Origin of the sequence: Clostridium sp. 001 (assembly GCF_019056555.1) — a bacterium.
In the GTDB taxonomy this organism is placed as follows: Bacteria; Bacillota; Clostridia; order Clostridiales; family Clostridiaceae; genus Clostridium_B; species Clostridium_B ragsdalei.
The window spans coordinates 962747-986599 of record NZ_CP020473.1 but is presented as its reverse complement, the minus strand read 5'-3'; the positions used below and the strand labels follow the sequence as shown (position 1 = coordinate 986599).

Genomic DNA, 23853 nt, shown 5'->3' with positions numbered 1-23853 from the left:
ATAGGGGCTTTGTTGCGCTAATTAATTAGTGTGTAAGCCCTTTTGATGTGTATATATGTTTTTAAATTTTAGGCTATAATAATGAAGAAAATATTTTGCAAAAAGCTTCAAAAAATTTAGTAAAAAGAGATAAATTATCAAAGTATTTGGCACTAGCTATCTTGCTGTTTTTAAGATCATGGAAAAATAAATCTTCAAGTTCAACGGTGGTATCCTCATCATATATCATTGCATTTATTTCATAATTTAATTGATAGCTTCTTATGTCCATATTAGCAGTACCTATAGTACATATTTTACCATCTATAGATGTGGTTTTAGAGTGAATAAAACAATTTTTGTTATAGAAATAAACATTAACACCACTTTTAGTTAAATCTGCTAGATAGGTTCTTGAGGCATAGTACACCAATATATGATCATATCTCCCCGGAAATAGTATACGTACATCTATACCGCTTAAAGAGGCGATTTTAAGTGCATTTAATATACTTTCAGTAGGTATGAAGTAAGGAGTTGTAATGTAAATATGATCCTTTGCCATACCAATCATCTTTAAAACGGCTTGTTCAATAGCTGGAAATTCAGAATCTGGACCACTCTTTACCAGCTGCATTATTTTATTGCAGTTTCTGTATGATGGAATTTCAGGGAATATTTCTTTAAAGTTTCCATCATAAAAGAAATATTCTTTATTGGCAGATTTTATTGTGACAAAGTCATCTATGAAGACTGCCTGAAGTCCTAAGACAAAATCACCTTTTACCATTATATGAGTATCTCTCCAGTATCCATATTTACTCTTTCCTATATATTCATTCCCTATATTTATGCCGCCTACAAAACCTACTTTACCATCAATAACTACTATTTTTCTGTGATTTCTATAGTTTATCTGAGTATTTATGTACTTCAAAATTGGTGCTAGGAAGTAAGAATATTGGACCACGTTAACTCCAGCACTTTTTAAATCATTTATATACTTTTTATCAAGTCCTATACAGCCTACCCTATCCAATATGAGACGTACGTCCACACCGCTTAAACATTTTTTTATCAATATATCTTTTATTTCATTTCCAATTTCATCACTTTTTATTATGTAATATTCCATATGAATATGATGTTTTGCATTTAGCAATTCTTTTTTAAGATATTTGAATTTTTCAGCTCCGTTTTTGAATATCTTTATGGAGTTGTTTGTAAACAATGGTGATTCACTGTTTTTAGAAAGAAGTTCAATTAAAGGGGTATAAGTCGTATCTTTTACATTTTTAATAGCTTCAGATATTAATTCTTTTATATTTACATTTGTTTCATTGTTAAGTTTATGTTTTTTCCAATTTCGCCCTAAAAATATGTAAGCTATTAAACCAAAAGGGGGCATAACTATAAAAATTAACAACCATGCAATTGTTTTTTCAGGATTTTTCCTTTCTAACATTATAACGGCTATGGACAATATGGCATTTATTACAAAAATTGAGTAAAAAATATTTCGCATAAAAAAATGCCTCCCATTAAAGTTTATGTTAATTGGTAGATTATCTATAATAATAGTTTGATTTTTATAGGTAGATAATATACGCTTTTTATATGAAAATTATAACATTTTTATAATTTTTTATAAGTGTAATACGATAAAACCTGTGCTATAATAATAGTATAAAATATAATAAAAATCCACTATAATATAATTAGGAGGGAATAAATTGTTAAAGTGCCAAATATGTGGTAAACCAGCGGATAAGCATCATATAGTTTATAGATCTCAGGGAGGAGTGGATTTCCCTTTGAACTTTAAATATCTTTGTTCAGAACATCATAGAGGAAAGAGCGGACCTCACAAGAATAGAAAATTGGACTTGTTGTATAAAGTGGAAATGCAGCAAAAGCTTGAAAAATTGCTTTACAAAGAGTTTTATACGTTGGATGAATTAGTTAATCTCCTACAAATAAATAAAGGAATGTTAAAAAAACTTCTAAAGGAATATAAATTATATAAAGAAGGATACAGAAGTTTTGATGTTATATATAGATTAATGGGAAAAAAGAAATACACAGAATACATGCTTGAAGAATATTATGATTTTATAGGAAACTTTTAACAACACAGCCTTTTGAAATGAATGTTTCATGCTGTTAAATATCTAGAGATAAGTGAGCAAGTATAAAAACTTATCATTTATTATAAATATAGATTTTTTTAATAAAAATTATCTCTCGATAAACGCTTTATATTAACTTAAATTTTACGAGATATATTAAAAGGGATAATGGATGTAAGTCGCTTTCTAAAAAAGATTAAGTTAGATAAGGGGGTTATTAACATGAAAGAGAATATACTTATGCTGTTAACGTTGGAGGAAATAAGTAATATAACTAAGGGGCTAAAACTTACTATAGAAGCTGTAAAGAACGATAATGTTGAAATTGACGAAAAATTAGAAGATGATATAGAGGAAGTACTTAAAAAGTTACTTCAAGTAGAGGCCGAATGTTCAAGATAGTATTGTGAAGGTCAATTATTATTTCTTCTTAAGATTAATAATTGACCTTGTAATTAAGTTATTTGATTCTAAGATTGCGTAATTTCAAATTTAAATAGTATATTTAAAATAAAAGTATTAAGGAGTAGAAAGACATATGAATATAGCATTTTTTCTAACACCTAAAGAGGAAGTTGTTTGTGAAACTCCGAATTCAACTATGAGACAGGCACTGGAAAGAATGGAAAGACATAGATATACAGCAATTCCACTAATTGATAGCTGCGGTAAGTACGTGGGAACCCTTACAGAAGGTGATTTGTTGTGGAAACTAAAAAATACTCCAGATTTGAATTTTAAAAATACCAGCAAAGTATTGTTGAAACAAATTTCTAGGCGTATGCATAATAAACCAGTGAAAATTAATTCTAACATGGAAGACTTGGTATCACTTGCGGTAAATCAAAATTTTGTACCTGTAATAGATGATAAGGATATATTTATAGGTATTATAAAAAGAAGTGACATAATAAACTATTGTTACAGACAAATATTTAATGAAAATGCTAACTCAGCTTATGGTGTTAAATAGTATAAATAAAAGTGAAAATACTTATTGACATGAAGAAGAATAAGTGATAACATATACTTAATTTAAAAATAAATCCTTTGACGAGGAATAGTAGCAACATTATTAAAGTTACAGAGAGTTGAGAATGGTGGGATCTCAATACTATTGTATGTTGTGAATGGACCTAAGAGGAGTAAATTGAAATTCGCAGAGCGAAGAGTAGTGGTTAACGTATTCCATACGTTATAATGGATAGGACATGTTAGTGTCTGAAAAAGAGATACTTTTTAAAGTATAATTTAGGTGGTACCGCGGATATCTCCGTCCTAGTTTTTAGGATGGAGTTTTTTTATTTTATTAAAAAATAAAGTTGGTTAGAAAGAAGTATAGGTGGTGTATGCTATGTTGTGAAAGAGAAATAAGGAAAATTTATTTATAGATAGTTGTGATAATATCAATTGTATTTTTAATTTAAAGAATATTCAAATTAGATGGAATATTCGAATTTAATTTTAAGGAGAGTGTAAATATGAACTTAAAAAAGATGATTATAAATTCTATACTACTTGCTATAGGTGCAGTGCTGCATCAGATTACACCACCGCTTATACTTGGAATGAAACCAGATCTTTCTCTTGCAATGCTTTTTATAATACTCGTGTTTAACAGGGAATATAAAACTTGTCTCTGCGCAGGTATTGTAGCAGGTATTCTGGCAGCCGCAACTACTGCTTTCCCTGGTGGACAATTTGCAAATGTAATAGACAAATTTGTAACTATAAACATAATGTTTGTACTTATAAAACCTCTTAGAGATAGGATAAACAACCAAATAACTATTCTATTAGTTACTGCTGTAGGTACAATTATAAGTGGTTCTACATTCTTAATGGTAGTATTGCTTACAGTAGGATTAAAGACAAGTTTTACAGCATTGTTCTTATCTGTAGTTTTACCTGCTGCAGTTATAAATACTATAGCAGGAGCAATTTTATTTAACATAATAAATGTAGCTTTAAAAAGAGGAGCTATAAGACAAGTATAAAATAATTAAGAATTAATAATTAAAAATGAATAGTTAATGAAAAATCTAAAATGCAGCACTTATTGAAGCAAAGCTTCAATAAGTGCTGCATTTTAGATTTTCTTTAGGTTAGCTAAAGAAAATCATCCATAACTATTAATTATTAATTCTTAACTATTAATTTAATATTATTTGTTATATTTTTTTAATATTCCTTCCAGTATTCGGGCATGTCGTCCTTCATCTTTGGAAGCTGAATTGAAAAATTCTTTTGCTGCATCTATTTTTTGTTCTTCTGCTTTTAGAGCATCTTCACGTTTTGAATTGTTTGCAAAAATTTCTCCTTCTAGCATTTGTTTTATATCCTGGAAACAATCATCTGTTATCATATTGTTCAATTCTGCACAAGTTGCAGCGTGCTCTACTTCTTCTTTTGCAAGGACTTTTAGTATTTCGGCAATATCCCCATATCCCTGTCTTTGAGCCTGACGTGCTATGGCAGTATATAATCCTGCTTCCTTGGTTTCACCATTAAAAGTTTGCTTTACAGATCTTTCCAAATTAGTTCCTTTAGTATCTCCTAAAGTTGTTTCATAAGATAATTTTACATATTCCATATTAATACCCTTCCTTTTTTTAAATAATTAATTTTTATGTGATAAATAAGATTCCTGTATTTTGTCTGCTATTTTTGAATTGTCCAATTTTATATCATTCAAGTATAAGAGCACACTACCGTTATAATCTTTTGGATTCCCAAATAAAATTACTTCGCAGGCGCTTCTTAAAATATTTATTATACAATCTTCATCGTGATACGCATTACAATTTTTACATTGATTTAGTATAAAGCCAACAGTATCTATTACAGAGGATTCATCAAAAACTTTTGTGTCAAATAAAGGAATGTTTTCTATTTCATTTTCTAGAAATTGTTCGTTAGATTTAAGACAAGCAAGTAGATCTTTTTTACAATATCCTATAATGCAATTGGAAGTATCGCACTTACCTCCGCAGTTTTCCTTTCCTAAACAACAGGTTTCTACAGATGTTATTAGGGAATTGAAATCTATATCAGTTTCCATATCATATCATCTCCTCTTTATAATAATAATTATATAATATTTATTATTAATTGTAAAGGGATTATCTTAAATTTTCCAAAAAACTCAAGTTAAAATATAACTTATAATAATATTTCCTCCAATGCAAATAATAAAGAAAATAATAATTTTATTTAAGAGGGAAGTATGTACATATTAATTTTTGCTATAGGTTTCATTATAGGAATATTACTAAATATTGTAATAGAAAGTATCTCATATAATATTATTGAAAATAATAAAAAAATCGGGAGTATTTTTATACCTATTATTTGTAGTCTATCCTTTGAAGTTTTATTTTTACGATTAGGGTTTACTATTGTACTTGCTAAGGCAATAGTTATGACATCAATTTTAGTTATAATTTCTTTTATTGATCTGAAGTATAGGATTATACCTGATTTTATGGTCATTATAGGTTTGATTATGGGAATAATGCTTTCTTTTTTCATTAAGAGTTCATTTACAGATACAATACTTGGAATGATATTTGGAGGAGGAACAATGTTTTTATTATCCCTTGTTCCTAATGTTATGGGTGGTGGAGATATAAAGCTTATGTTTGCTATTGGATCCTTTTTAGGATTAAAGAAAACCTTGTGGGCAATTTTTTTAGCTTTTGCACTGTCTTCGATAGTTGGAATTATTTTAATATTATTTAAAGTAAAAGGAACTAAAGATTATATTCCCTTTGGTCCATTTTTATCACTAGGAAGTTTTATTTCACTATTAGTTTTCATGTAAATTTAATTTGGTTTGGTTGTACTTTAAATGAAGGGAGAATATGATGAATAATATAAACTTGGATGTTAATGCTATTAATAAAATAATCAAAAATGTAATAGATGAGATAAGTTCAAGTAGAGGGCAGGTACTCAGTATTGTTGATTATATAAGAAAAGATCACGAAGATTTAAAGCTTAAACTAGATGAAATTAAAAAGGATATTGCTAATGTTATAGATGAAGTTGATAAACTGGAAGAACAGGATAAGGCTGCTAGAAGAAGATTGGCTCATGTATCTGCAAACTTTAATAAGTATACTGAAGATGATATTAAGGAAGCTTATGAAGCAGCATCTGATATGAGAATTAAGTTTTATACGAAGATAAATGAAGAAAAGTCATTGAGAAAAGAAAGAGATAGCCTGGAAATAACCATAAAAAAGATAATGGATAATATTGAAAATGGTGAAAGGATAATTAATCAAATAAGTATTGCTATGGGTTATTTAGAAGGTGATGTTCTTTCTGCTTTAGAAGGATCAGATAAGAATTCTGAAATGTTTATTGGTATAAAAATTTTAGAAGCTCAGGAAAGTGAAAGAAAAAGAATTGCAAGGGATATTCACGATGGACCGGCTCAACATATGGCTAATGCAGTTATGAAAGTAGATATATGTAAGATGGTTATTGAAAAAAATTTGGAAGAGGGACTTAAGGAATTAGAAGATTTAAAGGAAAGTGTTAAGGTGGCATTAAAAGAAGTTCGAAGTATTATTTTTGATTTAAGGCCTATGTCTTTGGACGATTTAGGTTTAAGGCAAACTATAGATCAAACGGCAAATACTATTTTCAAAGAGTCAAATATTGATATAAAGATAAAAATGAAGCCAATCCAAATGGAAATAGAACCTATTATTCAAGTAGCAGTATATAGAATTGTTCAAGAAATATTTAATAATATCAGGAAACATTCTAAAGCAAAACATGCAAAGGTAAGAATGGATTTTGGAACAAAATATTTAATGTTAATAATAAATGATGATGGTGTTGGGTTTAATGTAGAAGAGACTTTAAAGAGAGTAAATACTAAAGGAGCGTCCTATGGACTTATTGGAATTTTAGATAGAGTAAAACAACTTCAGGGAGAAATTGAAATCAAATCCTCTGAGAAAGTAGGCACAACTTACACTGTTAAGCTTCCTATTAATCGAGAGGTGATAAAGAATGAAGAACAAGGTGATTAGAATATTAATTGCCGATGATCATGATATAATAAGGCAGGGGTTAAAAAGGATTATAAGTTTTGAAGAGGATATGGATATTGTATGTGAGGCAGAAAATGGAGAGAAGGCTTTAAAACTTTTAAATAATCATGAGTTAGATGTTGTTGTGCTGGATTGTAATATGCCAATTATGGATGGTATTCAGGTTCTTAAAAGTATAAAGGATAAGGACAATAAAATTAAGGTTATAATGTTAACTGTTGAAGATGATAGAAAGACACTTAATACGGCTATAAGTATTGGAGCCGATGGCTATATGCTTAAAGATTCAGCTGGAACAGATATTGCAGAAGCAATTAGAAGAGTGTATAAGGGTGAAAAATACATCGATAAGTCTTTGGTTTCCACACTTTTTTCTGACATAAAAATTAAGGCAAAGAAAGCATCTAATATTTTAGATAATCTCTCAAAAAGGGAAATTGAAGTGCTTGATAAAATTTCAAAAGGATTTAGTAACAAAGAAATAGGAGAGCAGTTGTACATTTCTGAAAAAACAGTTAAAAATTATGCTACAAATCTTTTTAAAAAAATAAATGTAGACGATAGAGTTCACGCCGCAATTGTTGCAATAGAAAATAATATTGATGAATATTATAGAAGTAAATATGAAATTTAATCATAGAGTATTTTTTAGTGATTGGGTAATTACTTATCAAGTGATTCTTAGGTTCACGTGGAGTTTGCTTATAAGGAATACCTTTTTCTCCATCTGAACCTTAGAAGAACTTATCCAGGTGCGTAGCAGTGCCTATCCCCCACTTTGAAGAAGGTGGGGGGTTAGCAATGGTAGCAATCGGATAAAAATAGGGACTTTGGTCTCTATTTTTTTCTGACTTTTTTACTTATGATATGTGACTTTTGCAATCTGCCAAGTTAAAGACGGTAGATTTATAATAAAATCAATAAGAAAATAAATTTAAAGGGGATGAATAATATGCTGCAAAAATTTAAAGGATATGCCTTAAATAAGTTAAAAGAAGAAAAAGGACAAGGTATGGTTGAGTACGCACTAATAATAGGACTTGTAGCAATAGTAGTTATTGCCGTATTAGTACTACTTGGGCCAGCGATTTCTGCAAAATTTCAGGATATAATAAATGCCCTTCAATAAAATAGAAAAAGTTCTGCTGAGGTTTTTCCAAAGTACTCTAATCACAAAAAAGGTGGTTAGAGTATTTTGAAAACTAATCAAAAGGAAGTGGTTATATTGAAAAACTTAAAGAATGAAAAGGGGCAGGCTTTAGTTGAATTTGCAATAATCCTTCCAATCCTTCTATTGATTGTAATGGGAATAGTTCAATTTGGAATGGTGATAAATTCCTATCTTACTATTGAAAATGCATCGAGAGAAGGTGCAAGGGCAGGAATTATAGGCAGCACTGATCAGGAAATTCAATATTTAATTGTAGCTACTTCTCCTAATTTAGATCCTAAGAATTTAACAGTAACTATAACTCCTGATGAAAGTAGCAGAAGATCCGGGGATAGCCTTATTGTAAAAGTAACTTATAAATATAATCTCACTGTTCCAATTATAAGTAGTCTTTTTAATAATGTAATAGTATTAAATGGACAGACAACTATGAGGGTTGAGTGAGGAGAGATATAAATGAGGAAGTTAAATGATAGAGGAAATGTTGCTATTATTTCCTGTTTACTCATTACTGTATTACTTGGGTTTACTGCTTACGTACTTGATGTAGGTATGGTTTATATAGAAAAGACAAAGTTAACAAATGCAATCGACTCAGGGGCCTTAGCAGCGGTACTTGAATTACCTGATAATGAGATGAAGGCAAGGACTGCAGCTGTAGATTATCTTCAAAAAAATAATGTAGATCCAAGTCTAGCCCTAATAACTGTTGGTGTAGATCATAAGAGCATTCAAATAGAAGAAGTTAAAAATGTAAAGCACCTATTTGCTCAAGTAATAGGAATAAACAGCAGCAATATAAAGGCTAAGACAAAGGCTGTAGTTGCCCCTGCAAAATCAGTAACAGGTGGGATAAGGCCTTTTGCTGTAGAAGTATATAAATTTTCTTATGGAGACTTAGTAACACTTAAAGAAGATGCAGGAGATGGATACTCAGGAAATTATGGTGCAGTTTCGCTTGGTGGGTCTGGTGAAAGTGTTTTTAGAGCAAATGCACTATATGGTTACAGTGGAACAATATCAGTAGGTGACTATATAGATACTGAACCGGGTAATATGGCAGGAGCTTGTAATGATATAAAAAAGTATATCAACTCTGAATACAGCACTTTTGATAATTTTCCAAGAGACTCAATAAGACTATGGATAATGCCTTTAGTAGATTCTTTAGCTGTAAGTGGACAAAAGTCAGTATTAGTAGTAGGATTCGCAGCGTTTTATGTAGAGGATGTAACTAATAATTCAGGAAAAATAGAAGTTAAAGGAAGGTTTGCTAGATTTGTTTTAAATTGTCCGGTTGATACAAATTTAAATGACACAGGGTTATATGGTGCAAAATTATCAAAATAAGTAGGATTACTGATATGGGATGAAGGAGGATAGTGATGAAAAGCAGAGGACAAAAATTGATATTGATATCTTTTATTTTAGCGCTAATAGCTGCAGTGGCTGCTTTTGCATATTTACAATCGTTGAAATCGTCAAGTGAAGCGGCTAAAAAAACAACAATTTTAGTAGCAGCTGAGACAATATCTTCAGGAACCCTTATAGATAAGAAAATGATAAAAAAGATACAGGTGCCTTATAATCCTATTTTTGATAACTATATTAAAGATTCTTCAAAAATTGCGGGAAAATATGCAACTCAAACAATTTCAAAAAATGAAGGGTTTCATATTGATAAACTTTTGGAGAAGGGTGGAGATGAACTTAATTTAAAAATGGATAATGATTATAGAGCAATTTCTATTAGTGTTACAGGTGATTCAGGGGTTTCAGGATTGTTAAAACCAAAAGATTATGTGGATATCATTGTGTATACATCTGAAAAGAGAGATGGAACAAAAGTAGTTAGACCAGATGAAGCAAAAATTGTATTACAGAACATCCAGGTATTAGCAGTAGATAAACAGATAAGTAGAGAGAATAAAGAAAGTAATAGTAATAAAAGCAGTGATAATGGAAAAGCACCAACAAATTTTTTAGTAACCCTATCAGTTAAAGTATCAGATTTGGAAAAGGTAGTACTTGCTCAAAGTATAGGAAGCATCAAGCTAGCTCTTAGACCATTAAAAGATGAAAGAACTACAGAAACAAATGGAATTACATGGGAAGAGATGTCTGTTAATACTGATGAAAAGACTTTCAATAAAGAAAATAATTTAAACATTACAAGTAGTGAAAATTATAAAAGCTATATAGTGGAACCTGGAGATACCTTAGAAAATATTGGTAGAAAGTTTTATGAAGATGAAGGCAAATATACTATTATAAAAGAAGCAAATAATATACAGGATGAGAATTTAATATTAACTGGAGAGACAATTAAAATTCCAATACTCGGACAGTAGGGGGATGAAAAATGAATAAGATCAGAGTGCTAATTGCAGATGATATTGAAGAAACTAGAAATGTAATAAAAAAAATATTGAATTTAGATAAAGAAAATATTGAAGTTGTAGGAGAAGCGGATAATGGTGAAGAAGTATTTAAAATTATACCAAAGGTAAATCCTGATGTGGTTTTGATGGATATTAACATGCCTGTTTTAAATGGCTTAGAAGCTACTGAAAAGATAACCATGGAGTACCCTTCTGTAATGGTAATTATTATGTCTGTTCAGGCTGAAAGTGAGTATTTAAAAAAGGCAATGTTTCATGGTGCTAAAGAATATATAATAAAACCTTTTAACTATAATACCTTAATTGAGACTATAACAACAACTTATGAAAAGTGCAGGGAACGACAGGTAAAGCTTACAGGAAGTGCAGAAAAAGTGAGAGATGCCAAAACTATAGCTTTCTTTAGTTCTAAAGGTGGTGTGGGAAAATCAGTTTTAGCGGTTAACACAGCTATTGTTTTAAGCAAGGAATCCTATAAAAAAGTACTTCTTATAGATATGGATTTACAGTTTGGTGATATATCTATGCTGGTTAATAAGTATAGTGAAAAGACTATTTTAGATGCAGTGGAGGATGGACAAATAGATTCTTATGAAAATATAAAACCTTATTTATATAAATATAATGATAATCTTGATATATTCTTTGCTCCTCAAAAACCGGAAGCAGCGGAATATATAACAAAAGAAGCTATTGAGAAAATAATGAAGGATGTAAGAAAAGAATACGACGTAATTGTTGTAGACACAGGTATTAATTTTAATGATAGTACCCTTTATATTTTAGATATGGCACAAAAAATACTTATGGTGTCAACTATGGAGATTATAAGCTCTTAAGAATACTAAATTGGGTCTTAAAGTTATGGAATCCGTTGGATATGATAAAAACAAAGTTAAGCTTGTTATAAATAGATTTAATGTAAAGTACGGAATAAACAAAAAAGAAGTGGAGGAGGCCTTTAAGGATGGTGTCTTTGCATTTATACCAGATGAAGAAAAGACTGTTATTGCTTCAGTAAATAAAGGGATTCCTTTATGTCATGATGACAAATACTATAAATTAAAAGTAGTAAAGGCACTGGATGAAATGTGTAAGAGCTTGATTAAGGCATTTTGAAAGAAATAACAAGGGGCACTATGCGAAGAATATTTGACTTGTTATTTTCTTTCAAATACCTAAGCAGGAGGAATTACTATGTCTCTTATGAAAAGATTGGAAGAAATAAATGTAGATAAAAAAGCCAATAAATCTGTTAGGGAAGAAATAGATCCTTATTATGAATTGAAGATGAAAATTCAAAATAGGGTAATTGAAGAACTTGATATAGATTTTAATGAAATTTCTGAACATAATCAGGAATTAAAGCAAAAAATTGATTATATTGTTACCAAGCATATTGAAATGGAATCACTAAATATGACTAATAATCATAAGAAAAAAATAAAAGAAGAGCTGTTAAATGAAATTATAGGATTTGGTCCGATTACAGGATTGCTTTCAGATAACGGTGTTACTGAAATTATGGTTAATGGTCCAGAGCATGTATATATTGAAAAAAACGGAAAGCTAGTACTTACGGATGCTAAATTTAAAGATGATAATCACGTACTCCATGTTATAAAAAAAATTGTAGCACCAATTGGAAGGAGAATAGATGAAAGTTCACCTATGGTAGATGCTAGGCTCCCTAATGGCTCTAGAGTAAATGCTATAATATCTCCCTTAGCCATTGATGGTCCCTCTATCACTATTAGAAAATTTGCAGAAGATCCATTTAAAGTAGAGGATTTGGTTAGCTTTGGAACAATGACTCAAAGCATGGCGAAACTTATAAAATATTGTGTAGAAGGAAGATTAAATATAGTTGTTTCAGGTGGTACAGGAAGTGGTAAAACTACTACGTTAAATGTTCTTTCCTCATTTATACCTGAAAATGAACGTATAGTGACTATTGAGGATGCAGCAGAACTTCAGCTTTCTCAGGAGCATGTAGTAAGGCTCGAGACAAGGCCTGCAAATGTAGAAGGAAAAGGGGAAGTTACTATAAGGGATTTAGTTAGAAATAGTTTAAGAATGCGTCCTGACAGAATTATTGTAGGTGAGGTTCGTTCTGGAGAAGCTTTGGATATGCTGCAAGCTATGAATACTGGCCATGATGGATCTCTTACAACAGGTCATGCTAATTCACCAAGAGATATGTTATCTAGAATTGAAACCATGGTGCTTATGTCGGGAATGAATCTTCCAATTAAGGCTATCAGAGATCAGGTGGCTTCTGCTATTGATATAATAGTTCAGCAATCAAGGCTCATGGATGGAAGTAGAAAAATCACTTATATAACGGAGGTTCAAGGCATGGAGGGGGATGTAATTATACTTCAGGATATATTTAAGTTTGAGCAAAGGGGCGTTGATAATAAAGGAAAAGTAAGAGGAGAATTTATTCCTACAGGTATTATGCCCAAATTTGTACAGAAGCTTAAGGAGAAAGGTATAAATGTACCACCAGATATTTTGAGATAATTTCTTATTTTCTTTCAAATGCCTAAAGCAAAATCAAGGAGGAGGGCTTATGATATATGTCATAGTAACAGTGATATTTTTAATGGTGTGGCTTTTTATAAGCACTGTATTAATTGAATTATTTAGTAAAGATAAACCTATTCGTAAGCTTAAATATTTTGATGAGGATTATGCTATTTCCCAAAAGTATAAAAATAATAAGAAGGACAGGGTAAGCATATTAAAAACTCTATCAAATTTAATACCTAAGATCTGGTTAAATAAAAAGAAAGATAAAAAGCTTGAGGTTGAACTCATGAAGGCAGATTTATCTATTACTGTAGAGGAACTTCTGGTTATAAAAATACTATTTTCCTCTGCCTTTGCTTTTCTGGCATTTGCAGTTTTTAAAAATTATTTTGTTATCATTTTAATTTATATTCTAATATGGAACGTCCCCAAATTTATAATAAGAAAGAGAAAAAAAGATAGAATTAAGGACTTTGACAGTGAATTAAATGAAGGTATAACTATAATTTCAAACTCTTTAAAAGCAGGATATTCTTTCTTACAAGCTATAGCTGTAGTATCAGAAGAAACCAGTGATCCTTTTTCAAAGGAATTTAAGAAATTACTCAAAGAGATGAGTCTTGGGATTTCTGAAGAAGATGCTTTAAAAAATTTGCTTAGCAGAGTTGAATCAGAAGATCTTAGACTTATAGTGAATGTTATTTTAATACAGAAAGATATAGGAGGAAATTTGTCTGAAGTACTTGATAATATATCGGAAACTATAAGGGAGAGACAAAAGATAAAAAATGAGCTAAAAACACTGACAGCTCAGGGAAGATTATCGGGCATTATTTTAATGCTTATACCTATTTTTTTAGGGTCAGCAATTTACCTTTTTAACAAGGAGTATATACTTTTGCTATTTACAACTTCTATTGGTTTAATTATGGTAGCGGCTGCTGTATTAAGTGAGCTTCTTGGATTATTAATGATAAGAAAAATTATTAATATAGATATGTAAGAAAGGAGAGAGGTACATGCTTTATTTTGCATTTTTCATCTTCTTTTTGTCAATTTTTTTTCTTTCCTATGGAATACTAACAGCTATAAACGGTGACAAAATAAAAATTAAAAAGAGATTTACAGAGATTAATGAGCTGGATAATTTGAAAGAAGAAGAAATTGAAAATAAGACTTTTTCACAAAGAATGATAATGCCTTTTTATGAAAACTTTAGTAAGGTTATGCTTACCATAACGCCTCATCAAAAAATTGTAATGCTTAACAAAAAGTTAGAAAGAGCAGGGGTTTTAAAAAATAGTACTGCTCAAAAATGGATGCTTAAAAAGAGCATGATTATCTTGATTTTTTCTACAATTCTAGGAGTACTTGTGCTAATGGTTGATTTTAATATAATGAAAGTTATTGTTTTTACAATACTTATAGTGATAACTATTAATGCCTTCTTTAATTTTTATCTATCAAGAAGAATTCAAAATAGAAAAGATAAAATTTTAAAGGACTTACCTTATACTTTAGATTTAATTACAGTTAGTGTTGAGGCAGGTTTATCCTTTGACGGTGCTATAGCTAGAGTTATAAGTAATATAAATGGAGAACTTTGTGATGAATTTGCAAAGAGTCTTAAGGAAATTACTATGGGAATAGAGCGAAAAGCCGCCCTTAAAAATATGAGTGAACGTTGTGATGTAAAGGAACTTTCCATGTTTATTAGTTCGTTAATTCAGGCAGATGAATTAGGAGTAAGTTTAAGCAAAGTGATCAGAATTGAATCTGCAAATTTGAGAGAACATAGGAGACAGGTGTCTAGAGAAAAGGCTATGAAGGCTCCTATTAAAATGCTTTTTCCATTAATTTTTTTTATTTTCCCTACCATATTTATAATTATATTAGGGCCTGCCGTTATAAGGATGATTACTATATTTGCTAAGAGGTGATAATGTGGTCAAGACTTTAGTATATGAGTCAGAGGTTATAGCTGAAATATTTATAGCAGATAGTTTTGTTAAAAGATTTTTAGGGTTTATGTTTCGTAAAAAACCACATCATGAGGGGATTTTGATTAAGCCTTGTAACAGCATTCATACATTCTTTATGAAATTTTCTATTGACGTTTTGTTTGTAAGTGAAGACATGAAAGTGATAAAAAAAGTAGAAAATTTGAAACCTGGAAAGATTATAATGCCCCAGGGAAAAGCTAAAATGGTTATAGAAGGAATCACTGGAACATTTAAAAATGTTGAAGAAGGAAAATTAATAGAGATTCGTCAAAAAATTTACATAAAGTAAAAGAATATAATTTTTTTAGGATTCAGAATAAAGCTTCATGCCTTCAATGATACTTTTCTTTTTGATGTATGAAATAAAGTTATGAACAGCAGGAGGAAAAATCCTATTTTTCTTATAAGCAAGGTAAATTTTCCTAGAGTATTTAGGATTAGTAATTGTTAGTTTTTTTACTTTTGCATGTTTTAGTGCAGGTGCTTCTGCTATGATAGATATACCAAAGTTTGAAGAAACTAGAGCAGTAATAGCATATTCATCTGCGGCTTCACAAATTATTTTAGGTTTTATATTTATACTCTTCATTAAGTTAGAAATAAATTTTCCAAGACCAGAATCTTTGTCATATCCCACTAAAGGATAAGGTTTGATATCAACAAGATCAATATTATTAAGTTTCCCAAGAGGGTGGTTTAGTGGAACTATAACAAATAGTTCTTGTTCAATAATTGGCACAAAGGTTATATCTGGCTCCTCTTCTGAATAAGATGAAAAAATCAGGTCATATTTATCACTTTTTAAGCCTTTAATAAGCTCATTTGTAAATCCTTGGTTGAATGTAAAAGTAACATTTTTGTTCTCTTCTAAATCTAAAAAGTTACGTACTGTATTTGGAATGTACTGATGTGCTAAGGGAGAAATATATGCAATGTCAATATGCCCTGTATCACCACTGGCTAACTGCTTCATCTTTTTTTTTGCATTTTCCAATTCATCAAGTATTTTTTCTACATCTTTTAAAAATATACGACCATATTTTGTTAGTATGACATTTCTACCTTGCTTTTCAAATAAACAAAGACCAAGTTCTGATTCTAAATTTGTCATTGAATTACTTAAACTTGGCTGAGAAATATTTAGTTCAGATGCTGCTTTTCTAAAGTGTTCAAGTTTTGCAACAGTTCTAAAATAATATAATTGATTTAAATTCATATAATAGTTCCCTCCAATATACATTAAAAATAATATACCATAATTCATAGAAAAAAACTATCAATAATCATGAAAAGATGTATTAGAATTATCAAAGAGAATGAATTATAATATAATCATGATATGTTAAAAAAATAACTATTATGTCGTTAAAAATAATACGATTTTTGTAAATTAAAAAAATTACTTTTATTAAATTATAAATTTAGTTAAAAAATAAAAAAGATTGCATTTAATTTTTTTATGAGTTACGATAACGATTACTATAAAATCGGAAGGAATGAAAATATGAAAAGTATAGTAAAAGTTAAAAATGTAAAATTGGGAGAAGGAATTCCTAAAATTGCAGTACCTTTTATGGGAAGAACTAATGAAGAGTTAATAGATGATGTTAAATACTTAAAGGCAATCAGCCTTGATCTTGTGGAATGGAGAATTGATTACTACAAGGATGTAGAAGATATTGAAAAGGTAAAAGAAATTTTAACTAAGCTTAGAGTTCAATTAGATGATATTCCACTACTGGTAACTTTTAGAACTGCAAAAGAAGGTGGAGAAAAGGAAATTACTCCAGAATATTATGTTGAACTTAATAAGGCAATTGCATCAACTAAGAATGCAGATTTAATTGATGTTGAATTATTTATTGGTAGTAGCAAAGTAGTAAAAGAAATTGTTGATACAGCGCATGAAAATGGAGTAAAGGTAATTATGTCAAATCATGATTTTCATAAGACTCCATCAAAACAAGAAATAGTATCTAGATTGTGTAAGATGCAGCAACTAGGAGCAGATATACCTAAGATAGCAGTTATGCCTTCAAATCCTGATGATGTACTTGAGCTTTTAAGTGCAACTAATGAAATGAGACGTGATCATGACCAAACTCCAGTTATTACTATGTCAATGGGACCTCTTGGAGTTATAAGCCGTTTAGCAGGTGAAACTTTTGGTTCAGCACTTACTTTTGGTTCAGCTAAAGCAGCATCAGCACCAGGACAATTACAAGCAAATGAATTAGATAAATTACTTAAACTTATAACAGCAACTAAATAGTAGACTATAAGTAAAAATAAAATACGAATGGGAGAGGTTACTATGACAGAAAGAATTACAGGACATACAGAACTTATAGGATTGATTGCATATCCCATAAGACATTCAAGTTCACCAGCAATGCACAATGAGGCATTTGCAAAATTAGGACTTGACTATGCTTATCTTGCATTTGAAGTTGGAAATGAAGAACTTGAAGATACTATAAAGGGTTTTAGAGCAATGAAAGTACGAGGAGCAAATGTATCAATGCCCAATAAAACAGTAGTACATAAATATCTAGATAAATTGTCAGAGGCAGCAGAACTTTGTGGGTCAGTAAATACAATTGTAAATGATAATGGCGTTTTAACTGGACATGTTACAGATGGTATTGGATATATGCAATCATTAAAGGATAATGATATAGATGTAATAGGAAAGAAAATGACAATAGTAGGTGCTGGTGGAGCTGCTACAGCAATTCAAGTACAAGCGGCACTAGATGGAGTAGCAGAGATATCAATATTCAATAATAAGGATAAATTTTTTGAAAGAGCAAAGAAGACAGTAAAAGATATAAATGAAAGAACTAAATGCAAAGCTAAATTATATGATTTGGCTGATCTTGATAAATTAAAGGAAGAAATAGCAGATAGCTACTTGTTTGCAAATGCAACAGGAGTAGGAATGAAACCTTTAGAGGGTAAGACATATATTCCAGACAAAAGCTTTTTGAGGCCAGATTTAATTGTAACAGATACTGTTTATGCACCAAGAGAAACAGTACTTCTAAAAATGGCAAAAGAAGTGGGGTGTAAGAAGACAATGAATGGACTAGGAATGATGTTGTTCCAGGGAGCAGCAGCTTTCAAATTGTGGACGGGAAAAAATATGCCTATTGAACATATGAAGAAAGTATTAGACATTGAATATTAAAATAGAAATTGTATTTTAGTATTTTGCAAGAGGTATTGAGCTTTAAGCTCCTTACCCTTGCTATGTTGTTTTTTAAAGATAAGTTTCGGAAAATTCTGTATTTTAACTGAATATGTTTTTTCGTATGCACTTGAGAGCATCAAATTTTTTGTAGCATATACTTTTATCATATTTGTTAAGAGCAAAGTAGAATATATGAAAATGGAGGAATAGAAAATGACAAAATATAAAAATATTTTTAGTTCACTAAAAGTAAAAAATATGATATTAAAAAATAGAATAGTTATGCCACCAATGGGTACAAATTATGCAGCAGAAGATGGAGAAATCAATGAAGAACATATTAAATATTATGAGCAAAGGGCTAAAGGTGGAACAGGATTAATAATTATAGAGAATGTAGCTGTTGATTTCCCACTAGGTTCAAATGGAACCACACAACTTAGAATAGATCAGGATAGTTATATGCCTGGACTGTATAAATTAACTGAAAGATTACATAGATATGGTGCAAATGCTGCAGTACAAATCAACCATTCAGGTGCATCAGCAGTTCCATCTAGAATAGGTTGTCAGCCAGTTTCTTCTTCAAATATACCTTCTAAAACTGGAGGAGCTGTTCCAAGACCACTTGAAAAAGATGAGATATTAGATATAGTCCAAAAATATGGTGATGCAGCAAAGAGAGTTCAAATAGCTGGATTTGATGCGGTAGAAATACATGCAGGTCATTCATATTTGATAAGTCAATTTTTATCTCCTCTCTATAATAAACGTACTGATGAATTTGGAGGGAGCGTTGAAAATAGGACAAGATTTGGAAGAATGGTAATTGATAGTGTGAGAAAAGCAGTAGGCCCTAAATTTCCAATATTATTGAGATTTAGTGCAGATGAATTTTTAGAGGGTGGTAATACTCTAGAAGATACACTAGAAATATTAGAATACTTAAATGATGAAGTTGATATATTTGATGTATCTGCAGCTTTAAATGATTCAATACAATATCAGATAGACAAGGCAGATCTTAAAGATGGATGGCGTTCATATATGTCTAAAGCTGTAAGAGATAAATTCCATAAACCAACAATAACAGTAGGAAACATAAGAGATCCAAAAGTAGCTGAAAAAATATTAGCTGATGGAGAAGCAGATTTAATAGCTATAGGTCGTGGATTAATTTCTGAACCTAAATGGGTAGCAAAAGTTAAAAATGGACAAGAAGATATGCTTAGAAAGTGTATATCATGTAATGTTGGATGTGCAGGACATAGAATAGGTTTAAATAAGCCAATAAGATGTACAGTTAACCCGGATATTATATATGAAGATGCTTATAAAAAAAGAAAAGTTACAAAACAGACTAATGTAGTTGTTATAGGCGGTGGAACTGCTGGACTTGAGGCAGCTTGTACATCAGCAGAATTAGGATGTACCACATTTTTATTTGAAAAGAAATCCTATGTAGGTGGACTTGCAAGAGAAATATCAAAATTCCCAGCTAAGTACAGAATAGCTTATTTTCCTAGTTATCTAATAAAAAGAGCTGAAAACTTAAATAACCTAACAATATTTACAAATATCAAAGCTGATATTAAGAAAATAGAAAATCTTAATCCGGATTTAATAGTAAATGCAACTGGATCAAAACCATTACTTCCTCCAATAAAAGGACTTGAAGAAAATATAGGTAAAGAAGGAGGAAAAGTAGATTCAATTTTTGGTGTATTTAGTAAAATTAATGAATTTGAAAAAATGGATCTTATAGGTAAAAAAGTGGTTGTTATAGGTGGTGGAGCTGTAGGCTTAGATGTTATAGAATTTTTCTCAGAAAGAAAAGCAAAGACTTCAATAGTTGAAATGCTTCCTGTGCTTGGCAAAGATTTAGATGTAATATCAAAATCAGCTGTAAAGGAAATGCTGAAAAAATATGATGTTGATGTAAATACAAGTACAGCTCTTGTGGAAGTAAATGAAGATAACTTCAAAGTTAAAAAAGATGAGAAAGAAGTAACAATGAATTTTGATTATGGTTTCGTATGTCTTGGAATTAGATCACAAATTGAGGGATTAGAAGAAATACAAGAGTACTTTGGAGAAAAGGATGTTGAAGTAGTAAATATAGGTGATAGTGTTAGAGCAAGAAAAATAATTGATGGTGTTAGAGAAGGAAGAGATGTTATTCTCGCATTAGAAAAAATAGGTGTACTGTAAAGGTTTTATGATAATTAATCATATTTAATAACAAAATTTTTGATGGAAAGAGGAATGTATCATGACTAATGAATGCAAGAAAGGTACTTGTAAGCCGCCAATCACAGTAAGTTCATGGACATTAGGAGATCAATGTAAATTTGAAGAAAGAGTTAAAGTTGCAAAAGAAGCAGGTTATGATGGAATAGGTCTTCGTGCCGAAACATATGTAGATGCATTAAACGAAGGTTTGTTCGATGATGATATTCTTGATATTCTTAAAAAATATGATATGAAAGTTACTGAAGTTGAATATATTACACTTTGGGCTGAAGATAATCGTTCTTATGAACAAAAATACAAAGAGCAAATATGTTTCCATATGTGCGAATTATTTGGTGTCCAACATATAAACATTGGTTTAATGGAAACTTATAGTGTAGAACATACTGCACAGAAGTTAAGAGAATTATGTCAAAGAGCAGGCAAATATATTATTGGTGTTGAGCCTATGCCATACAGTGGTATTCCAGATATCAAAAAAGGTTGGGAAGTAGTTAAAGGTGCTGGTTGTGATAATGCCAAACTTATCTTGGATACATGGCATTGGGTAAGAGCAAATCAAGAAAATGATATTAAATTATTAGAAGGCATTCCAGCTGATAAGATTGTATCTATACAAATTAATGATGTTTATGAAAGACCTTATGCAAAATCTATATTAAGAGATGAATCAATGCATGACAGACTTGCACCAGGTACTGGAATTAATGCAACAGAAGGCTTTGTTCGTATGATCAAAGAAAAAGGAATCAAACCTGTATGTATCGGCGTTGAAGTAATAAGCGATGCTATTTTATCAAAAGGTGTTGCTGAGGCAGCTAAATTTACATATGACAATGCTAAAAAAGTGCTTGACAAAGCTTGGCCAGAGGTTTCTCCAAAGACAAAATAGTAAGTGCAATCAATCTTAAAAAGTGAAAGGATGATTTATTTTATGATATTTAAATCTATGTTTACGCCCATAAAAATTGGTCCTATAACAGTTCCAAATCGTTTTGTAGTTTCGCCTATGGGAAATAATTTTGCAAATACAGATGGGTCTATGAGTGATAAATCTTTGGCATATTATAGAGCTCGTGCTTGTGGCGGTTTTGGATTAATTACTTTTGAGGCTACTGTTGTTGATAAGAAAGCTAAGGGGGGAATTCGTAAACCCTGCTTATATGATGATAGTACTATAGAAAGCTTTAAACGTGTTATAGATGCATGTCATGAGGCTGGTGCAAAAATATCCATTCAACTTCAACATGCTGGAGCTGAAGGAAATGCAAAAGCTGCTGGGTATCCTTTAAAAGCTGCCTCTGCAATTCCAGCAGCAGTAGGTCGTGATATACCTATAGCTATGACAAACAAAGAAATTTATGAATTAATAGAGGTATATGGAGATGCAGCAGTACGTGCAAAAAAAGCAGGAGCTGATGCAGTTGAAGTACACTGTGCACATGGCTATTTAGTTAGCAGTTTTATTTCTCCAAGAACAAACAAGCGTGTGGATGAGTTTGGCGGATGTTTTGAAAATAGAATGAGGTTACCTCGTCTTATTATTGAAAATATACTTAAAAAAGTTGGACATTCTATGGCAATTATTTGTCGTATAAACAGTTCAGATGAGATGGATGGAGGGCTAGATGTTCACGACAGTGCAGCAGTTGCTGCTTATTTAGAAGAATGTGGTGCAGATGCTATCAATATTTCACGTGCGGTACATCTTCATGATGAGTATATGTGGGCACCTACGCTTGTACATGGAGGATTTAATGCTGAATTAGTTACAGAAATTAAAAAAGCAGTAAATATTCCTGTTATTGCTGTAGGACGTTTTACAGAACCATATTATGCAGAACTACTAGTTCGTGAAGGAAGATGTGATTTGGTAGCATTTGGACGTCAGAGTCTAGCTGATCCAGAAACACCTAATAAAGCTGCAGCTGGATGTTTGGATGAATTAAGTCCATGTATTGCTTGCCTTCAAGGATGTGTTTGTAACATGTATCGAGGAAAGCCAATAACTTGTCTTGTTAATCCTCTGCTTGGAAGAGAAGCTGAACTTAAGAAAGCAGATACTAGTAAAAAAGTAGTAGTTGTGGGCGGTGGAGTTGGTGGTATGCTTGCAGCATGGATATCTGCTAAGAGAGGACATGATGTAACTCTGTTTGAAGCAACTGATACACTTGGTGGACAAATGCGTTTAGCAGCTTATCCTCCAGGAAAAGGCGATATTACAAATTTAATACGCAGTTATATTACTAAATGCAAAAAGTATGGTGTAAAAGTTCGTTTAAATACAAAAGTAACTCCTGAACTTATAACTGAAGAAAAACCGGATGCAGTTGTTTTGGCTACAGGAGCAACACCGCTTATATTACCTATACCTGGGATTAATGAATCTGGATTAATTCATGCAGTTAATCTTCTTGACGGAAAAGATTCCTGTGGCAAAAATGTTCTTGTTGTAGGTGGCGGAATGGTTGGATGTGAAGTTGCTGATTTCTTAGCTGAATTAGGCCATGATGTTACTGTTATTGAGCTTCGTGATGAAGTTGGAGCTGATGTAATTTCAGAGCACCGTAAATTTTTAATGAAAGACTTTGATAAATACAAAATTAAGACTGTTACTGGAGCTAAAGTTGCAAAGTTTTTTAAAGGTGGAGTTTCATACACACTAGCAGATAATAATGAATACAAGTTAGAAGGATTTGATTCTGTTGTTCTTGCTATGGGATCACGTAACTATGATCCATTAAGTGAAGAAGTTAAAAAAGTTGTAAAAGAAACTTATGTTGTTGGTGATGCAACAAGAGCACGTAGAGCAATAGATGCAACAAGAGAAGCATTAGATGCAGCACTTAAAATATGATAACAAAATATTGAAGCAGTTTTAGGAGATTTTAAGTTGGGTTGGATTTTGTGTCCAACCTAACTATTGAAGGTAAAAAGTTAAGGAATTAACAATAAAGTAAAAATTACCAAGATGATAGATTTATATGCATTAAATAGATGAAACATTAAGAAACAACCTTTCCTTGAGATAGGTAATTGCGAAACTCGCTAATAAAAATGAATAAAAGATGTTTAGAAGTTGCAAAAGTATTGTTAGAAGTTTAAAGACAAATTTTTAT

General features: G+C 30.9%; 26 protein-coding genes and 1 other annotated feature. Of the genes, 22 read left to right on the top strand and 4 right to left on the bottom strand.

Translation table 11 applies throughout. From position 1 onward, the window contains the following. Positions 1-73 precede the first annotated feature (73 nt). A complete protein-coding gene (cls, locus tag B5S50_RS04415) occupies positions 74-1504 on the bottom strand; it encodes a cardiolipin synthase (RefSeq protein WP_065079565.1) in 1431 nt (476 codons plus the stop codon). A gap of 208 nt (positions 1505-1712) precedes the next feature. Between cls and B5S50_RS04410 the strand changes: the two genes are divergently transcribed. From B5S50_RS04410 to B5S50_RS04395, 4 genes are all read left to right on the top strand, one after another. Next, on the top strand, positions 1713-2108 hold the full coding sequence (locus B5S50_RS04410; protein WP_063554014.1) for an HNH endonuclease: 396 nt from the start codon (positions 1713-1715) through the stop codon (positions 2106-2108). A gap of 222 nt (positions 2109-2330) precedes the next feature. After that, positions 2331-2510 carry a hypothetical protein gene (locus tag B5S50_RS04405; RefSeq protein WP_013239540.1) on the top strand — a complete coding sequence of 60 codons (180 nt, stop codon included), beginning with the start codon at positions 2331-2333 and terminating at the stop codon, positions 2508-2510. Positions 2511-2646: 136 nt separating this feature from the next. Then, the gene (locus tag B5S50_RS04400) at positions 2647-3081 is read left to right on the top strand and encodes a CBS domain-containing protein (protein ID WP_065079564.1); all 435 of its coding nucleotides are present in this window, start codon (positions 2647-2649) and stop codon (positions 3079-3081) included. A 68-nt stretch (positions 3082-3149) separates the two neighbouring features. After that, positions 3150-3392, top strand: a binding site (T-box leader). Between the two features lie 197 nt (positions 3393-3589). Further along, the gene (locus B5S50_RS04395; RefSeq protein WP_065079563.1) at positions 3590-4105 is read left to right on the top strand and encodes a tryptophan transporter; all 516 of its coding nucleotides are present in this window, start codon (positions 3590-3592) and stop codon (positions 4103-4105) included. 167 nt (positions 4106-4272) lie between these two features. Here the strand turns inward: B5S50_RS04395 and B5S50_RS04390 are convergent, their stop codons facing one another. Together B5S50_RS04390 and B5S50_RS04385 are read right to left on the bottom strand one after the other, a co-directional pair. Beyond that, the gene (locus tag B5S50_RS04390; RefSeq protein WP_217303205.1) at positions 4273-4701 is read right to left on the bottom strand and encodes a ferritin family protein; all 429 of its coding nucleotides are present in this window, start codon (positions 4699-4701) and stop codon (positions 4273-4275) included. Positions 4702-4728: 27 nt separating this feature from the next. Next, positions 4729-5169 (bottom strand): hypothetical protein, encoded by a 441-nt coding sequence (locus B5S50_RS04385; protein ID WP_065079561.1) that lies wholly within the window; start codon positions 5167-5169, stop codon positions 4729-4731. A 165-nt stretch (positions 5170-5334) separates the two neighbouring features. Between B5S50_RS04385 and B5S50_RS04380 the strand changes: the two genes are divergently transcribed. The 13 genes from B5S50_RS04380 (at position 5335) to B5S50_RS04325 (ending at position 15577) form a co-directional block, all read left to right on the top strand. Continuing rightward, on the top strand, positions 5335-5931 hold the full coding sequence (locus B5S50_RS04380; protein WP_207644835.1) for an A24 family peptidase: 597 nt from the start codon (positions 5335-5337) through the stop codon (positions 5929-5931). Positions 5932-5974: 43 nt separating this feature from the next. Then, positions 5975-7156, top strand: coding sequence for a sensor histidine kinase (locus B5S50_RS04375; protein ID WP_207644834.1), 1182 nt, complete (start codon positions 5975-5977; stop codon positions 7154-7156). Further along, entirely contained in the window at positions 7137-7811 is a 675-nt protein-coding gene (locus B5S50_RS04370) for a response regulator transcription factor (RefSeq protein ID WP_065079560.1), read from the top strand. The genes B5S50_RS04375 and B5S50_RS04370 overlap by 20 nt, the downstream gene beginning before the upstream one ends. Before the next feature lie 318 nt (positions 7812-8129). Continuing rightward, positions 8130-8306, top strand: coding sequence for a Flp family type IVb pilin (locus B5S50_RS04365; RefSeq protein WP_013239524.1), 177 nt, complete (start codon positions 8130-8132; stop codon positions 8304-8306). Between the two features lie 66 nt (positions 8307-8372). Continuing rightward, positions 8373-8792, top strand: coding sequence for a TadE/TadG family type IV pilus assembly protein (locus B5S50_RS04360; protein WP_083985792.1), 420 nt, complete (start codon positions 8373-8375; stop codon positions 8790-8792). 12 nt (positions 8793-8804) lie between these two features. Beyond that, positions 8805-9698, top strand: a complete 894-nt coding sequence (locus B5S50_RS04355; protein WP_217303204.1) for a pilus assembly protein TadG-related protein — start codon at positions 8805-8807, stop codon at positions 9696-9698. Between the two features lie 35 nt (positions 9699-9733). After that, positions 9734-10699, top strand: a complete 966-nt coding sequence (cpaB, locus tag B5S50_RS04350; protein WP_065079558.1) for a Flp pilus assembly protein CpaB — start codon at positions 9734-9736, stop codon at positions 10697-10699. Between the two features lie 11 nt (positions 10700-10710). Beyond that, positions 10711-11589 (top strand): response regulator, encoded by an 879-nt coding sequence (locus tag B5S50_RS04345; RefSeq protein ID WP_254306705.1) that lies wholly within the window; start codon positions 10711-10713, stop codon positions 11587-11589. A 25-nt stretch (positions 11590-11614) separates the two neighbouring features. Then, the gene (locus tag B5S50_RS21485; protein WP_254306704.1) at positions 11615-11869 is read left to right on the top strand and encodes a hypothetical protein; all 255 of its coding nucleotides are present in this window, start codon (positions 11615-11617) and stop codon (positions 11867-11869) included. A gap of 78 nt (positions 11870-11947) precedes the next feature. Continuing rightward, a complete protein-coding gene (locus tag B5S50_RS04340) occupies positions 11948-13276 on the top strand; it encodes a CpaF family protein (RefSeq protein WP_065079556.1) in 1329 nt (442 codons plus the stop codon). 49 nt (positions 13277-13325) lie between these two features. Beyond that, complete coding sequence (locus B5S50_RS04335; protein WP_065079555.1) at positions 13326-14288, top strand: type II secretion system F family protein; 963 nt, start codon at positions 13326-13328, stop codon at positions 14286-14288. A gap of 16 nt (positions 14289-14304) precedes the next feature. Continuing rightward, positions 14305-15225, top strand: a complete 921-nt coding sequence (locus tag B5S50_RS04330) for a type II secretion system F family protein (RefSeq protein WP_065079554.1) — start codon at positions 14305-14307, stop codon at positions 15223-15225. Between the two features lie 4 nt (positions 15226-15229). Continuing rightward, positions 15230-15577, top strand: coding sequence for a DUF192 domain-containing protein (locus B5S50_RS04325; protein ID WP_242872172.1), 348 nt, complete (start codon positions 15230-15232; stop codon positions 15575-15577). Positions 15578-15592: 15 nt separating this feature from the next. Here the strand turns inward: B5S50_RS04325 and B5S50_RS04320 are convergent, their stop codons facing one another. After that, positions 15593-16504, bottom strand: coding sequence for a LysR family transcriptional regulator (locus B5S50_RS04320; protein WP_065079552.1), 912 nt, complete (start codon positions 16502-16504; stop codon positions 15593-15595). 288 nt (positions 16505-16792) lie between these two features. Between B5S50_RS04320 and aroD the strand changes: the two genes are divergently transcribed. The 5 genes from aroD to B5S50_RS04295 all read left to right on the top strand — a co-directional run bounded on the left by aroD (position 16793) and on the right by B5S50_RS04295 (position 23591). Continuing rightward, entirely contained in the window at positions 16793-17560 is a 768-nt protein-coding gene (aroD, locus tag B5S50_RS04315) for a type I 3-dehydroquinate dehydratase (RefSeq protein WP_065079551.1), read from the top strand. Between the two features lie 42 nt (positions 17561-17602). After that, the gene (locus B5S50_RS04310; protein WP_065079550.1) at positions 17603-18478 is read left to right on the top strand and encodes a shikimate dehydrogenase; all 876 of its coding nucleotides are present in this window, start codon (positions 17603-17605) and stop codon (positions 18476-18478) included. A 216-nt stretch (positions 18479-18694) separates the two neighbouring features. Then, positions 18695-20692: an FAD-dependent oxidoreductase gene (locus B5S50_RS04305; protein ID WP_217303203.1), complete on the top strand. Its 1998-nt coding sequence runs from the start codon at positions 18695-18697 to the stop codon at positions 20690-20692. Between the two features lie 61 nt (positions 20693-20753). Next, positions 20754-21626, top strand: coding sequence for a sugar phosphate isomerase/epimerase (locus B5S50_RS04300; protein ID WP_065079548.1), 873 nt, complete (start codon positions 20754-20756; stop codon positions 21624-21626). Positions 21627-21668: 42 nt separating this feature from the next. Further along, on the top strand, positions 21669-23591 hold the full coding sequence (locus B5S50_RS04295) for an FAD-dependent oxidoreductase (protein WP_217303202.1): 1923 nt from the start codon (positions 21669-21671) through the stop codon (positions 23589-23591). The last annotated feature ends 262 nt before the right edge of the window (positions 23592-23853 follow it).